The organism is Pseudomonas sp. FDAARGOS_380 (genome assembly GCF_002591235.1).
Lineage (GTDB): Bacteria > Pseudomonadota > Gammaproteobacteria > Pseudomonadales > Pseudomonadaceae > Aquipseudomonas > Aquipseudomonas salmasensis.
The window spans coordinates 1,003,781-1,019,869 of sequence record NZ_CP023969.1; the positions used below are offsets into that span (position 1 = coordinate 1,003,781).

Annotated in this window: 7 protein-coding genes, 2 tRNA genes and 3 rRNA genes; 3 read left to right on the forward strand and 9 right to left on the reverse strand. The window is 57.0% G+C overall.

Translation table 11 applies throughout. From position 1 onward, the window contains the following. Nucleotides 1–25 precede the first annotated feature (25 nt). From mksB to mksF, 3 genes are read left to right on the forward strand one after another with little or no spacing between them, the layout of a single operon-like run. On the forward strand, nucleotides 26–1,303 hold the full coding sequence (gene mksB, locus CRN80_RS04935) for an Mks condensin complex protein MksB (RefSeq protein ID WP_032893713.1): 1,278 nt from the start codon (nucleotides 26–28) through the stop codon (nucleotides 1,301–1,303). Continuing rightward, nucleotides 1,293–2,000 (forward strand): Mks condensin complex protein MksE, encoded by a 708-nt coding sequence (mksE, locus tag CRN80_RS04940; RefSeq protein ID WP_003188281.1) that lies wholly within the window; start codon nucleotides 1,293–1,295, stop codon nucleotides 1,998–2,000. Before mksB ends, mksE begins: the two co-directional genes overlap by 11 nt. Next, nucleotides 1,997–4,837, forward strand: a complete 2,841-nt coding sequence (gene mksF, locus CRN80_RS04945; protein WP_032893715.1) for an Mks condensin complex protein MksF — start codon at nucleotides 1,997–1,999, stop codon at nucleotides 4,835–4,837. Before mksE ends, mksF begins: the two co-directional genes overlap by 4 nt. Nucleotides 4,838–5,023: 186 nt before the next feature. On the opposite strand, the gene CRN80_RS04950 is transcribed toward mksF, so the two are convergent. From CRN80_RS04950 to CRN80_RS04995, 9 genes are all read right to left on the reverse strand, one after another. After that, nucleotides 5,024–7,327 (reverse strand): PqiB family protein, encoded by a 2,304-nt coding sequence (locus tag CRN80_RS04950; protein WP_098949655.1) that lies wholly within the window; start codon nucleotides 7,325–7,327, stop codon nucleotides 5,024–5,026. Then, nucleotides 7,320–7,943: a paraquat-inducible protein A gene (locus CRN80_RS04955; RefSeq protein ID WP_032893717.1), complete on the reverse strand. Its 624-nt coding sequence runs from the start codon at nucleotides 7,941–7,943 to the stop codon at nucleotides 7,320–7,322. The genes CRN80_RS04950 and CRN80_RS04955 overlap by 8 nt, the downstream gene beginning before the upstream one ends. Then, on the reverse strand, nucleotides 7,930–8,589 hold the full coding sequence (locus tag CRN80_RS04960; RefSeq protein ID WP_003188275.1) for a paraquat-inducible protein A: 660 nt from the start codon (nucleotides 8,587–8,589) through the stop codon (nucleotides 7,930–7,932). Before CRN80_RS04960 ends, CRN80_RS04955 begins: the two co-directional genes overlap by 14 nt. Nucleotides 8,590–8,778: 189 nt before the next feature. After that, a 5S ribosomal RNA gene (rrf, locus tag CRN80_RS04965) occupies nucleotides 8,779–8,894 on the reverse strand. 157 nt (nucleotides 8,895–9,051) lie between these two features. Then, nucleotides 9,052–11,942: ribosomal RNA gene (locus tag CRN80_RS04970) — 23S ribosomal RNA — on the reverse strand. A gap of 237 nt (nucleotides 11,943–12,179) precedes the next feature. Further along, a tRNA-Ala gene (locus CRN80_RS04975) sits at nucleotides 12,180–12,255 on the reverse strand. 10 nt (nucleotides 12,256–12,265) lie between these two features. Continuing rightward, nucleotides 12,266–12,342, reverse strand: a tRNA-Ile gene (locus CRN80_RS04980). 124 nt (nucleotides 12,343–12,466) lie between these two features. Next, nucleotides 12,467–14,003 (reverse strand): 16S ribosomal RNA (locus tag CRN80_RS04985). The 16S, 23S and 5S rRNA genes sit together here with 2 tRNA genes alongside, the layout of an rRNA operon. 571 nt (nucleotides 14,004–14,574) lie before the next feature. After that, nucleotides 14,575–16,068: a CoA-acylating methylmalonate-semialdehyde dehydrogenase gene (locus tag CRN80_RS04995; RefSeq protein WP_098949656.1), complete on the reverse strand. Its 1,494-nt coding sequence runs from the start codon at nucleotides 16,066–16,068 to the stop codon at nucleotides 14,575–14,577. Nucleotides 16,069–16,089 lie beyond the last annotated feature (21 nt).

The window sequence follows — 16,089 nt, forward strand, 5'->3', positions numbered from 1 at the left end:
AATCGCCAACCAGCCGGCCATTCCCATGATCGAACCCAAGCGCGTCCTGCGCGCCCTCGCCGAACACTGGGCCTTACTTGAGCCTCTGTGCGAACACTTCGACCAAGGCACCCTGAGCCTGGCCGAGCTGCGCGCGCAGTTGGCCGCCCAACAACTGGACAGCACGCCCCAGGACATCACCAGCCTGCTGGACGTATGGATTCGCCTGGATATCCTGGTGCCTGTCGCCAAGAGCCCGAACCGTTTCGAGCTCAACGCGCAGATCCACGACTTCCTCGCCTATCTTCGCAAGGAGCACCGGCTTGGCCTGTGCCTGGAAATCGAAGCCTACCTGCGCCACCTAGAGCGCCTGGCCGGTTACATCCAGGACGCCTTCGACATCCGCGACGGCCACGACCTGGCCCGGCAACTGCGCCTGTTGGATATGCGCGTGCGCGATGTGCTCAAAAAGCTCGCCAACGATGAACAAGCCCTCGCCGCCGTGGCCGACCGCGCCAAGACCAGCGACCGGCAGATCCCGTTGCGCCAGCGTTACGCCGAAGTATTGGCGACCTGGGACGAATACGTCGAGCCGATGATCCAGCTGGTGAACGCCGACGGCGCCTTCGAGCAAGGCGTACGCAAGGTGGAAAACGTGCTGCTGCGCATGCTCACCGAGCAACAGCGTCTTGGCCACCTGGTGGATGACGACATGCTGCTGCGCACCCACGCGCGCATCCTCGAAATGCAAACCAGCGCCCAGCTGACCTTGCGCCATGCGCGGGAGTTGCTGCTGCCGCTGCGTGAAGAAGCACGCCGGCATAACGCCGTGACTCGCGGCGCGGCGCTGGCCCTGTCGGCGATTCGCCGCAAAGGCCTGGATGCGGTGCCGCAAGCGGCGATGCCGATGTTCACCCGGCCGCAAAGCACCTTCCTGGGCAGTGCCAGCCAGGTCGAAGCCTATGTGTATGCCCTGGCCAATTTCGAACCCAAACCTGCGCGTTTCCCCAAGGCGCACAAGTCCCACAAAGGCGAAGCCCAGCGCGCACCGCGTACGGTCAAGGAAATGCTCGAGCGCTGCGAAGACGCGCTGCCGATGCCCGACCTGATGACCTGGCTGCTGGAGCAGGAACCGGACGGCGCCACCGATGAATTGCTGTACTGGTTCTCGCGCCTGTCCCGGGAAAAACGCTTCAAGCGCGAGCGCCTGGAACGTCGCGATTACCACACCCACGAGCACCAGGTCAGCCTGCGCTCCTTCGCCCTGCTCCCGGCCGGCGTCGATGCCACCGAGAATTCTGCGAGCACGCCTTATGCATCTTGATCTATCCGAACTGTCCCAGCTGGCGCCGATCTTTCGCGAGCTGTTCAAGGGTTACCACGTCAGTCGTCGCGACCCGGAGCTGTACGCGCAGTTGTCGAACTTCCAGGACCAGTACCGCACGCTGTTCAAGGCCCTGGGTTTTGAGCTGGTGTGCGATACCCGCGGCTTCTATTACTTCGTGCCGGACACTGCCGTGGCCGCCGCACAGGTGAACAAGACCGCCCAGCGCCTGGCACTGTTCACCTTCATCATCGTCGAACACCTGGCCGACCAGGGTCGCGACCCGATTGCCGTGCTCGACGGCGGCAGCCTGGGCCGCGATGAATTGCCTTCGCTGCTGGAGAAATACCGCGACCTGTTTATCCAGGCCGAGGTGCAAACCCAGGAAGAACTCGAAGAAAAAATCATGCGCCGCATGACCCAACTGGGTTTTGCCAGTGAAGACAACGGTATCTACCGCTTCCTGCCGCCGATGCACCGCTTCCTGGATGTGTGCCTGTCGGTGCAGCAAGACCGCGACCTGGCCGCCAGCGTGCACAGCGTATTACCGCTGCCGGCGCCGGTGATCATCGACGAAGACAGCGATGAAAAACTGCTGAAGACCGACGACCCGCTAGATCTGAGCGCCTTCACTGAAGAAAGCGAAGAAGATGCCCTGGCCCGTGCCATTGCCGAAGAACAGGAGACCGACGCATGAGTAAGGAACGCTACGGCATCCGCCGCTTCGCCCTATTGAACACCGCCGGTTACAGCCTGGGTTTGTTCCCGCTGGAAGAACCGCTGTCGGTGTACGGCGCCAACAACCTGGGTAAATCCGCCTCGATCAACGCCTTGCAGTTCCCGATCCTGGCACGCATGTCGGACATGAGCTTCGGCAAGTACACCCTGGAGCAATCGCGGCGCTTTTACTTTGCCACCGACACCAGCTACATCCTGGTAGAAGTCTCTCTGCCCCACGGCCCCCACGTCATCGGCGTGGTCGGTCGCGGCCCGGGCGGTGGCTTTGGTCACCAGTTCTTTGCCTATGCCGGCAAGCTGGACCTGGCCCACTACCAGAAAAACGACACCTGCCTGCGCCAGAAAGAGCTGTTCACCAACCTTGAGCGCGAGGGCCTGAAAGCCTACGAACTCAAGCCCGATGAGCTGCGGCGCTTGCTGGTGGGCGGGCATACGTCGATCCCCCTGGACCTGACCCTGATTCCGCTGCGTTCCACCAGCGAGCAGAGCTTGAAGACGTTCCGCGCGCTGTTTATCAACCTGCTGCACATGCGCGAAATCACCGCGGCCAAGCTCAAGCAACTGTTCCTCGATGCCTTCGAACACAGCCTGCGTTCGGGCAGTGTCGATTACATCGCGGCCTGTGAAGAAGCCTTCCGCGATGTGCGACGCATGGAGCAGGACTACAACTCGCTGGTGGCAGCCGGCCCCTTGGTTGAAGCCTTGGCCAATGGCGTGAAACAGCGCGACGCCCTGCGCGGCAAACTGCATCGCCTGTCGCCACTGCTGGACTCGTTGCTGGGCACCTGGTCGGACTACGCCAGTGCGCGCAAGGAAGAGCTGACCATCCAGGCCGAACACTACCGCAACGAGCAGGACGCGCTGCAGAACGACCAGCGCGGCGGCACCCAGGAGCTGATGCGCCTGGAGCGGGAAATCAGCGGCATCCAGCGTTGGTTGGGCGAATTGTCGGTGCTCAAGCACCGCTTTGCCCTGGTGGATGACGTCAAGATGCTGGAGCAACAACTGCTCGCCGCCAAAGACGCCCACGATGAACTGGCGGGCGCCTTGGCGCAGTCGCGACAGTTCAGCGCCGAAGACTTGGAAGAGCGTCTGCGCGACCTGGAAAAGCGCTTGAAGTCGGTCAAGCAACAGCTCGATCACGCGGACAACAACAGCTACGCCAAGCTGCGTGAAGAGTTCTCGCAACAGGATGTCGAGCGCCTGATGCGCCTGTTCAATAGCTCGTTGTTCAGCCTGCCACTGGGCGAACATGGCATCACGCTGGACGAAGACGGCCAGTGGGTCAAATCCCTGGAGCAGATCCTCGATGGCTTCAAGGGCGAGCGCTTTGAAGTGCCGGGGCTGTCCATCGACATCTCGCACATCGAGCCGCCGGCCCTGCAAGCCCTGGCGGACCGCGCCGCGTTGCGTGACCAGAAAGAGCGCCTGGAAAAAGAACTCAAGCAACTGAAAACCCAGCAGGCCGTGGCCTCTGACCGCGCCGCAAGCAAGACCCAGACCGAAGCGCTGTACCAGCAGGTACTGGATGCCCAGAAGGCCCTGGAAGACTTCCGCCGCACCCAGACCCTGAGCGCCGAAGAAGGCGAGAAACTGGAAAACCTGGCGCAGATGGAAGCGGCCCAGGACGAGTTGAAGCGTTCCAGCGATGCCTTTACCGAACGCGTCCAGCAACTGTCGGCCAAGCTGCAATTGGTCGGTCGCCAGATCGGCGACATGGAAGCCAAGCAGCGCACGCTGGATGACGCGTTGCGCCGTCGTCAGCTGTTGCCGGCGGACCTGCCGTTCGGCACGCCGTTCATGGACCCGGTCGACGACTCCATGGACAACCTGTTGCCGCTGCTCAATGACTATCAGGACAGCTGGCAGGGCTTGCTGCGCGCCGATGGCCAGATCGAAGCGCTGTACGCCCAAGTGCGCCTCAAGGGCGTGGCCAAGTTCGACAGTGAGGATGATGTCGAGCGTCGCCTGCAACTGCTGATCAACGCCTATGCGCACCGTACCGACGAAGCGCTGACCCTCGGCAAGGCGCGCCGTGCAGCGGTCACCGATATCGCCCGTACCCTGCGCAATATCCGCAGCGACTACGACAGCCTGGAACACCAGCTGGCGCTGTTCAACCGCGAGATCAACAAGCGCCAGGTCTCCAACCTGCAAAGCTTCCGCATTGTGCTGGCACCGAACAAGGAAGCGCTCAAGCATATCGACCAGATCATTCACAGTGCCGGTCAGTATGAAGAAGGCGAGACCCTCTCGGTGTTCGACCTCAGCCAGAGCGCCGAACAGGACAACAAGAACGAAGAAGCCAAGGAATACCTGGCTCGCCTGGTGGCCGCCAACCATAACCAGTTGGGCCTCAAGGACTTGTTCGAGTTGGCGTTCGAAATCACCAAGGTTCACGGCCAGCCGGTGATCCATACCGACATCGACGGCGCTGCGTCCAACGGCACCACCATGACCATCAAGGCGCTGACCAACATGTACTTGTTGCTGCACCTGATGGACCGCGACCAGGCCGGTCGCGTGCGCTTGCCGTACTACCTGGATGAAGCGGCAGACATCGATGAGAAGAACCAGGCAGCGCTGTTGGAAACCAGCCTGCAACTGGGCTTTGTGCCGATCCTGGCCAGTGTGAAGCCGCAGGTGTCCGCCCAGGTGGCGATCGACCTGGAAGGCGGCAGCGGGCCGAACGGGATCTACATTGATGAGGCGGACTGGAAGTACATCCGTCGCCATGATGTGGTGAAGGCGACGATGAATGTGCAGGCGGACGAGCCGGAGCTGGATGAAGTCTGACGGGTTGTATTGAAAGGCAAAAAGGCCGCGATCTTTTGGATCGCGGCCTTTTTTTCGGCTTGGGTTTTGTGGTGTTTTTGTGGGCCTCATCGCGGGCAAGCCCGGCTCCCACAATTGGAATGCATTCTTGCTGACAATACATTCCCCTGTGGGAGCCGGGCTTGCCCGCGATAGCCGCGCCTCGGTTTATTTACCGAGTGGAATCTTGGGCGCCCAGGTCAGCCACTCATCCTCAAACTTGTCGAACAACGGGAACGTCTGCTGCGGCCGTGCCGGGTTGCCCATGCGCTCGCCGTCCGGCGTGGCAAAGGCGATCCCGCCGGCCACCAACGTCTCCAGGGATTCGGTACGCACGGTCGCGCCCTTGAACAAGCCGAAGTCGAGGCCAAAGCCGCTGGTGTTCCAGAAGCGGCTACCACTGCGTACCAGCGGCGCGTACTTGGGCTCGATCAGGATGTGCACCAGCACGCGGTCAGCGGTCTGGCCCAGCTCATAGCCGGTGACTTTGCCGACCGTCACTTCACGGTAGGTGACCGGCACGCCTTCCTTCAAGGAACCACGGCGGGCGGCGCTGAGTGTGAGGCTCAGGCCAGCCTCCTGATGCACCGCTTCGGGCGGCTGGGGCAGGGCGACAAAACTCTTTTGCGGGCCGGCGTTTTTTGCGGCCAGCTGCACTTCGATGTATTGGCCGGTGACCAGGGTCTCCAGGTTAGCTGTCTTCATCAGCCCCAGTTCCGGCTTGACCACCCAGAACTGACTGCCGGTGCGCGCAATGCGGTCCGCGACCTGAGTGATACGCGCCTTGAGCAGCACCGACTGCATGTCGGCACTGAGGTCGACACTCTCGATCTTGCCCACATCCAGCCCCTTGAAGCGCACCGGTGTGCCGGCGCTCAGGCCGTCGGCGCGCTCGACTTTGATGGTCACCAGCGTGCCGTGCTGGTTGGCGGCATCACGGTCGGCATACAGGCGGAAGCGCGGGATGCGATGTTTCAATGGCACGTTCGGCTCCGGCGTTTCGAAGGCGATACCACCGGCCATCAGGCTGGCCAGGGATTCGCTTTTGACCTGGATACCGCCGGTGAGCCCGCCCGTGAGGGTGACGCCGCTGGCATTCCAGAAGCGCGTCGAGCCGTTGACCAGGCTTTCGTATTCCTTCTCGATATGAACGCCGATCACCAGTTGTTTTTTCTTGCGCGAAAACTGGTAGCTCTGCACCGAACCGACTTTGACCTGCTTGTACAGAATCGGGCTGCCGACATCCAGCGAGCCCAGGCTGTCGGTGAGCAACACCATGTGCAGGCCCGGGGAACGCAGGTCCAACGGCGGCGCCTTGGCACGGGCTACATATTCGCGTTGTGGCGGGGTGCCTTTATCGCCTGGGCGAATCGCGATGTAGTTGCCCTTGACCAAGGCCTCCAGGCCGGTGATGCCTGCCAGGGAGATGGACGGTTTGACCACCCAGAACTGCGTGTCCTCGACCAGGTAGTCCTCGGCCAATGGGTCGAGGGTCAGCTCGGCGCTGGCGCTGGACAGGTCCGGGTCGATCTTCAGGGTTTTCAGGCTGCCGACCTGGATGCCTTTGTACATGACCGGGGTACGCCCGGCCTGCAGGCCTTCAAAGTCGGTGAGTTTGACCTTGACCTTGATCCCCGCTGCGGCGGCATCGAAATCTTCGTATAGGCGGAAAGGCAGGCTCGGGTCGGTGGGCGGGCTGTCTTTGCGGTTTTCCGGCGTGGCGAAGGCGATACCACCGGCGACAATGCTGGAGAGGGATTCGCTGCGCACTTTCAAACCGGAAAGGTTGGCGTCGATACTGATGCCGCTGGCGTTCCAGAAACGCGTGTGTTTGCGCACCAGGTTGGCGTAAGTCGGTTCGATATAGACCTTGATCTCGACGGTGCTCTGGTCTTCAGACAGCAGGTAGCTTTTGACCTGGCCGACCTGAATCTGCTTGTAGAACACCGGACTGCCACGGTTCAACGAGCCCAGGCGATCGGCCTTGAGGGTCAGGTGCAAGCCGGGCTTGGCGTCGGATAACGGCGGCTCTTCGGAGAGCGCCTTGAACTTGCGCGTGGGCTCGCCATCACCCGGGCTGGCGGCAATGTAATTACCTGAGACCAGGGTTTCCAGGCCGGTGATACCGGCAAGGCTGACGCTGGGCTTGACCAACCAGAAGCGGGTGTTGGTCTTGAGGTACTGCTCAACGTCCTTGTTCATCTCGATGGTGGCGATCACCCCGCGATTGCTGCCCTCGTCATCCAGGGCCAGGGTTTTCACCTTACCCACGGTCATACCTTTGTAGACCACTTCGGTCTTGTTGACCTGAATACCTTCGCCGCTTTCAAAGCGAACTTGAATCTCGATACCTTGCTGGGAATAGGCACGCCACCCCAGCCAGCCACCAATGATCAGGGCAATCAGGGGCAACACCCAAATGGCCGACCAGTTAGAAGCTGGGCGGGTTTTAGCTTTAGGCAAATCACTCATGGTCGTCGTCCGACTCCGTGTTATCCCAAATCAGTCGGGGATCGAAAGTTACTGCGGCAAGCATCGTCAAGATCACCACACTGGCGAACGCCGCAGCGCCGAGGTTGGCCTCGACACTGGCGAGTCGCCCAAAGTTAACGACCGCCACCAGGATGGCGATCACGAAGATATCCAGCATGGACCAACGCCCAATGAACTCGATAAAGCGGTACATCACAATGCGTTGTTGCGCGGACAGCGGTTGGTGACGCTGCACCGAGAACAGCAGCAGGCCAATGCCGACCAACTTGAAGGTCGGTACCAGGATACTGGCGATGAACACCACGGCGGCGATCGGGAACATCCCGTGCTGCACCAGTTGGATGACACCCGACATGATGGTGCTGGGGTCACCTTGGCCGAGGGAGTTGACCGTCATGATGGGTAACAGGTTAGCGGGGATATACAGGATCGCCGCGGTGATCAACAGCGCCCAGGTGCGTGTGAGGCTATTGGGGCGACGGGCATGGATCAACGCGCCGCAACGGGTGCAGAGTTGCTCATCGGTATCCGCGTCCTGCTTGTTCAACTCATGGCATTCGGTACAAATCAGAATGCCTGCATCAATCGCCCGCATGGTCATCCTCTCCTGACAGCGCTTGCCAGATCTGATGGGGCGACATCACCACCTCAAGCAGAACTTGGACCATTAATAAACTGACGAAGCAGACCAGACCCAGGCCAATGGTGATGGAGGCCATGTCGGCGAGCTTTACGATCGCCACCAGCACACCCATCAAGTAGACCTCCAACATCCCCCAGTCCTTCATGTGGTGGTAGATGCGGTATAGCAGCAGCCCGTAGTTGCGACCGATGTTCCAGCGAATACTGAGCAACACGGCCAATTGGCACAGGAGCTTTAGCAAGGGGATGCCCATACTGCACAGGAACACCACGGCGGCAACGCCTTGCATGCCGGTATCGAACAGGCCGACGACGCCGCTCCACACGGTGTCCTCCGAGGACTGCCCGAGTAGATTGAGCTGCATGATGGGCAAAAAGTTCGCGGGGATGTAAAGCAGCAGGGCTGCCAGTACCAAGGCGAGGCTGCGCTCGACCACATTGTGCCGGTGAGCGTATAGCTCGTAGCCACAGCGTGGGCATTGGGCTTTTTCGCCGAGGGCGAGGGTTGGTTTGCGCATCAGCAAGTCGCACTCATGGCATGCCACCAGATCGTCCAGCGGTAAATCCGACACCTCGCGGGCGTCAACCGGATCGGGCATAGATAGGGCTCTGACTCTAAAAATGGTTAGGTGGCTATTCTAGTGGTGTCGCTCAGAAATAACTGTGCAAATTTGTCGGGGTAGTCAGGTTGGGGTTGGGGGAACAAGTGTACGGGGACAAGGTGGACACTTTTCGAGCGCCCAAAACAAAACCCCAACTGCTTTCGCAATTGGGGTTTCGGAATTTAATCTTGACGATGACCTACTCTCACATGGGGAAACCCCACACTACCATCGGCGATGCATCGTTTCACTGCTGAGTTCGGGATGGGATCAGGTGGTTCCAATGCTCTATGGTCGTCAAGAAATTCTGGTACTGAGTCGTGGCCAGCTGGCCTCGCTTCAGCAAATTGGGTAGGTGATAGATCTCGGTGTTTTGTGAGCGTCGAACTTTCGGTTCATTTTCGTCTTCACACACCGCAATCTGGTCTCTCTCGAGTTCGCAAATTGCTTGGGTGTTATATGGTCAAGCCTCACGGGCAATTAGTATTGGTTAGCTCAACGCCTCACAGCGCTTACACACCCAACCTATCAACGTCGTAGTCTTCGACGGCCCTTCAGGGAACTCAAGGTTCCAGTGAGATCTCATCTTGAGGCTAGTTTCCCGCTTAGATGCTTTCAGCGGTTATCTATTCCGAACATAGCTACCCGGCAATGCCACTGGCGTGACAACCGGAACACCAGAGGTTCGTCCACTCCGGTCCTCTCGTACTAGGAGCAGCCCCTCTCAAATCTCAAACGTCCACGGCAGATAGGGACCGAACTGTCTCACGACGTTCTAAACCCAGCTCGCGTACCACTTTAAATGGCGAACAGCCATACCCTTGGGACCGGCTTCAGCCCCAGGATGTGATGAGCCGACATCGAGGTGCCAAACACCGCCGTCGATATGAACTCTTGGGCGGTATCAGCCTGTTATCCCCGGAGTACCTTTTATCCGTTGAGCGATGGCCCTTCCATACAGAACCACCGGATCACTAAGACCTACTTTCGTACCTGCTCGACGTGTCTGTCTCGCAGTCAAGCGCGCTTTTGCCTTTATACTCTACGACCGATTTCCGACCGGTCTGAGCGCACCTTCGTACTCCTCCGTTACTCTTTAGGAGGAGACCGCCCCAGTCAAACTACCCACCATACACTGTCCTCGATCCGGATAACGGACCTGAGTTAGAACCTCAAAGTTGCCAGGGTGGTATTTCAAGGATGGCTCCACGCAGACTGGCGTCCACGCTTCAAAGCCTCCCACCTATCCTACACAAGCAAATTCAAAGTCCAGTGCAAAGCTATAGTAAAGGTTCACGGGGTCTTTCCGTCTAGCCGCGGATACACTGCATCTTCACAGCGATTTCAATTTCACTGAGTCTCGGGTGGAGACAGCGCCGCCATCGTTACGCCATTCGTGCAGGTCGGAACTTACCCGACAAGGAATTTCGCTACCTTAGGACCGTTATAGTTACGGCCGCCGTTTACCGGGGCTTCGATCAAGAGCTTCGCGTTAGCTAACCCCATCAATTAACCTTCCGGCACCGGGCAGGCGTCACACCCTATACGTCCACTTTCGTGTTTGCAGAGTGCTGTGTTTTTAATAAACAGTCGCAGCGGCCTGGTATCTTCGACCGGCATGAGCTTACGGAGCAAGTCCTTCACCCTCACCGGCGCACCTTCTCCCGAAGTTACGGTGCCATTTTGCCTAGTTCCTTCACCCGAGTTCTCTCAAGCGCCTTGGTATTCTCTACCCAACCACCTGTGTCGGTTTGGGGTACGGTTCCTGGTTACCTGAAGCTTAGAAGCTTTTCTTGGAAGCATGGCATCAACCACTTCGTTAACTAAAAGTTAACTCGTCATCAGCTCTCGGCCTTAGAATCCCGGATTTACCTAAGATTCCAGCCTACCACCTTAAACTTGGACAACCAACGCCAAGCTGGCCTAGCCTTCTCCGTCCCTCCATCGCAATAACCAGAAGTACAGGAATATTAACCTGTTTTCCATCGACTACGCTTTTCAGCCTCGCCTTAGGGACCGACTAACCCTGCGTCGATTAACGTTGCGCAGGAAACCTTGGTCTTTCGGCGTGGGTGTTTTTCACACCCATTATCGTTACTCATGTCAGCATTCGCACTTCTGATACCTCCAGCAAGCTTCTCAACTCACCTTCACAGGCTTACAGAACGCTCCTCTACCGCATCACTTACGTGATACCCGTAGCTTCGGTGTATGGTTTGAGCCCCGTTACATCTTCCGCGCAGGCCGACTCGACTAGTGAGCTATTACGCTTTCTTTAAAGGGTGGCTGCTTCTAAGCCAACCTCCTAGCTGTCTAAGCCTTCCCACATCGTTTCCCACTTAACCATAACTTTGGGACCTTAGCTGACGGTCTGGGTTGTTTCCCTTTTCACGACGGACGTTAGCACCCGCCGTGTGTCTCCCATGCTCGGCACTTGTAGGTATTCGGAGTTTGCATCGGTTTGGTAAGTCGGGATGACCCCTAGCCGAAACAGTGCTCTACCCCCTACAGTGATACATGAGGCGCTACCTAAATAGCTTTCGAGGAGAACCAGCTATCTCCGAGCTTGATTAGCCTTTCACTCCGATCCACAGGTCATCCGCTAACTTTTCAACGGTAGTCGGTTCGGTCCTCCAGTTAGTGTTACCCAACCTTCAACCTGCCCATGGATAGATCGCCCGGTTTCGGGTCTATTCCCAGCGACTAGACGCCCTATTAAGACTCGCTTTCGCTACGCCTCCCCTATTCGGTTAAGCTCGCCACTGAAAATAAGTCGCTGACCCATTATACAAAAGGTACGCAGTCACCCAACAAAGTGGGCTCCCACTGCTTGTACGCATACGGTTTCAGGATCTATTTCACTCCCCTCTCCGGGGTTCTTTTCGCCTTTCCCTCACGGTACTAGTTCACTATCGGTCAGTCAGTAGTATTTAGCCTTGGAGGATGGTCCCCCCATATTCAGACAAAGTTTCTCGTGCTCCGTCCTACTCGATTTCATGACTAAGAGATTTTCGCGTACAGGGCTATCACCCACTATGGCCGCACTTTCCAGAGCGTTCCGCTAATCTCAAAGCCACTTAAGGGCTAGTCCCCGTTCGCTCGCCACTACTAAGGGAATCTCGGTTGATTTCTTTTCCTCAGGGTACTTAGATGTTTCAGTTCCCCTGGTTCGCTTCTTGCACCTATGTATTCAGTACAAGATAACCATCTTATGATGGCTGGGTTCCCCCATTCAGACATCTCCGGATCAAAGTCTGTTTGCCGACTCCCCGAAGCTTTTCGCAGGCTACCACGTCTTTCATCGCCTCTGACTGCCAAGGCATCCACCGTATGCGCTTCTTCACTTGACCATATAACCCCAAGCAATCTGGTTATACTGTGAAGACGACATTCGCCGAAAATTCGAATTTCTCAGTTAAGAGAACTCACAAATTTTACCTTAGCCTGATCCGTTACCAGTGAAAGTAACGTTCAGTCTATCTTTCTATCACATACCCAAATTTTTAAAGAACGATCTAATCAAAGACTAGAAATCAATATTCACTTCAGAATATTCATTTCTAAACTCTAACAGCAGAAGCAGTTAATGGTGGAGCCAAACGGGATCGAACCGTTGACCTCCTGCGTGCAAGGCAGGCGCTCTCCCAGCTGAGCTATGGCCCCATAACAAAATTGGTGGGTCTGGGCAGATTCGAACTGCCGACCTCACCCTTATCAGGGGTGCGCTCTAACCAACTGAGCTACAGACCCAATTTCGAGCGCGTAACTGATTAGCTAAGAGCTATCAGCTTGGAGCTTAAAGCTGCTTCTATCGTCTTCTTCAATGAATCAAGCAATTCGTGTGGGAACTTATGGAGCAGCTGATGTCGTCGATTAAGGAGGTGATCCAGCCGCAGGTTCCCCTACGGCTACCTTGTTACGACTTCACCCCAGTCATGAATCACACCGTGGTAACCGTCCTCCCGAAGGTTAGACTAGCTACTTCTGGTGCAACCCACTCCCATGGTGTGACGGGCGGTGTGTACAAGGCCCGGGAACGTATTCACCGCGACATTCTGATTCGCGATTACTAGCGATTCCGACTTCACGCAGTCGAGTTGCAGACTGCGATCCGGACTACGATCGGTTTTATGGGATTAGCTCCACCTCGCGGCTTGGCAACCCTCTGTACCGACCATTGTAGCACGTGTGTAGCCCAGGCCGTAAGGGCCATGATGACTTGACGTCATCCCCACCTTCCTCCGGTTTGTCACCGGCAGTCTCCTTAGAGTGCCCACCATTACGTGCTGGTAACTAAGGACAAGGGTTGCGCTCGTTACGGGACTTAACCCAACATCTCACGACACGAGCTGACGACAGCCATGCAGCACCTGTCTCAATGTTCCCGAAGGCACCAATCTATCTCTAGAAAGTTCATTGGATGTCAAGGCCTGGTAAGGTTCTTCGCGTTGCTTCGAATTAAACCACATGCTCCACCGCTTGTGCGGGCCCCCGTCAATTCATTTGAGTTTTAACCTTGCGGCCGTACTCCCCAGGCGGTCAACTTAATGCGTTAGCTGCGCCACTAAAAGCTCAAGGCTTCCAACGGCTAGTTGACATCGTTTACGGCGTGGACTACCAGGGTATCTAATCCTGTTTGCTCCCCACGCTTTCGCACCTCAGTGTCAGTATTAGTCCAGGTGGTCGCCTTCGCCACTGGTGTTCCTTCCTATATCTACGCATTTCACCGCTACACAGGAAATTCCACCACCCTCTACCATACTCTAGTCAGTCAGTTTTGAATGCAGTTCCCAGGTTGAGCCCGGGGATTTCACATCCAACTTAACAAACCACCTACGCGCGCTTTACGCCCAGTAATTCCGATTAACGCTTGCACCCTCTGTATTACCGCGGCTGCTGGCACAGAGTTAGCCGGTGCTTATTCTGTCGGTAACGTCAAAATTGCAGAGTATTAATCTACAACCCTTCCTCCCAACTTAAAGTGCTTTACAATCCGAAGACCTTCTTCACACACGCGGCATGGCTGGATCAGGCTTTCGCCCATTGTCCAATATTCCCCACTGCTGCCTCCCGTAGGAGTCTGGACCGTGTCTCAGTTCCAGTGTGACTGATCATCCTCTCAGACCAGTTACGGATCGTCGCCTTGGTGAGCCATTACCTCACCAACTAGCTAATCCGACCTAGGCTCATCTGATAGCGCAAGGCCCGAAGGTCCCCTGCTTTCTCCCGTAGGACGTATGCGGTATTAGCGTCCGTTTCCGAACGTTATCCCCCACTACCAGGCAGATTCCTAGGCATTACTCACCCGTCCGCCGCTCTCAAGAGAAGCAAGCTTCTCTCTACCGCTCGACTTGCATGTGTTAGGCCTGCCGCCAGCGTTCAATCTGAGCCATGATCAAACTCTTCAGTTCAAACATCTTTGGGTTTTTAAGAAACCCTAAACTTGGCTCAGCAATCGTTGGTTACATCTTTGATTTCTCGCGGAGCAACTTGTGATGCTGATAATCTTGTTGACTATCAGTCTTACTCCACAAGCACCCACACGAATTGCTTGATTCAGTTGTTAAAGAGCGGTTGGTTAAGATCTTTCGTCTCAACCGAGGCGCGCATTCTACAGCAGCCTCATTTGCTGTCAAGTGGTTATTTTCAGAAGTTTTCGAAGATTTCTTCAACAACTTCAACCACTTGCGCTTGCGATCTCTCGTAAGCGGGAGGCGAATTCTACAGCGTTACACGCTGCTGTCAACACCTCTTTTTCAACTTCCTTTTGGCTTCGATGAACTGAAGCAACTTGCTGTCGATAACTGCGTAACTCATTGTTTACCAAGGAGTTTTCCGTTTCGACTGCGCCGGAAGTGGGGCGAATTATAGGCTTCCAGAATCTGCCGTCAACCTTCTTTTTCACATTTCTGTCATATAAGTCAAAAAGCCCCAATAACGCAAAGGTCGGCCCCAAGGGGCCGGCCTTCTACCTACGCAGCCTTACAGGCTAGGGAAGGCGAATTGCGACGCTTCATGGCTGGCCCGTTGCGGCCAACGCTGGGTGATTGCCTTGCGACGGGTATAGAACCGCACCCCGTCCGGCCCATAGGCATGCAAGTCGCCAAACAGCGAACGTTTCCAGCCGCCAAAGCTGTGATACGCAACCGGCACTGGCAGCGGCACGTTAACCCCCACCATGCCGACTTCAATCTCATCACAGAACAGGCGCGCCGCTTCACCGTCACGGGTGAAGATGCACGTACCGTTGCCGTATTCATGATCGTTGATCAACTGCATCGCCGCTTCCAGGCTATCCACCCGCACTACGCACAGTACCGGCCCAAAGATCTCTTCTTTATAGATACGCATCTCAGGCGTGACGCGGTCAAACAGGCTACCGCCGAGGAAAAAACCTTGCTCATGCCCGGCAACACTCAAGCCACGGCCATCAACGACCAGTTCTGCACCCGCCGACACACCGTCTTCTATATAGCCACTGACTTTATCCCGCGCCTGTCCCGTCACCAGCGGGCCCATGTCCAGGCCGCAAGAAGTGCCCGCACCAATCTTCAACGCCTTGACCTGCGGCACCAGCTTGGCGATCAACGCATCCGCTACCTGGTCGCCCACGCACACCGCCACCGAGATCGCCATGCAACGCTCACCGCAGGAACCATAAGCTGCGCCCATCAGGGCACTCACCGCGTTATCCAGATCGGCATCCGGCATCAGCACCGCGTGGTTCTTCGCCCCGCCCAGTGCCTGCACACGCTTGCCGCGTTTGGTCGCTTCGGAGTAGATGTACTCGGCAATCGGCGTCGAGCCTACAAAACTCAAGGCTTTGACTTCCGGCGCTTCGATCAGCGCATCCACCGCGCCCTTGTCGCCATGTACCACGCTGAGCACGCCTTTAGGCAGCCCGGCTTCCTGCAACAGCTGCGCGATCAACAGCGTCGAACTCGGGTCGCGCTCTGACGGTTTAAGGATGAAACAGTTACCGCAGACAATCGCCAACGGGTACATCCACAGTGGCACCATCGCCGGGAAGTTGAACGGGGTGATACCCGCCACCACGCCCAACGGCTGGAAGTCCGACCACGCATCGATGTTCGGCCCTACGTTGCGGCTGTATTCACCCTTGAGAATCTCCGGCGCCGAGCACGCGTACTCCACGTTCTCGATCCCACGCTTGAGCTCACCCGCTGCGTCTTCCAAGGTCTTGCCATGTTCTTCGCTGATCAACTGCGAGATCCGTGCTTCGTTCTGCTCCAGCAAATGCTTGAAACGGAACATCACTTGGGCACGCTTGGCTGGCGGCGTATTGCGCCAGGCCGGAAACGCAGCCTTGGCCGAATCAATCGCCTGTTGAATGGTTTCACGACTGGCCAACGGCACCTGGTGAATCACCTGGCCAGTGGACGGGTTATAGACGTCGGCACTACGACCGCTGTCGTTGACCAGCTCACCGTTGATCAAATGCTGGATAAGGCTCATGCAGGGCTCCTGAAAAATTGT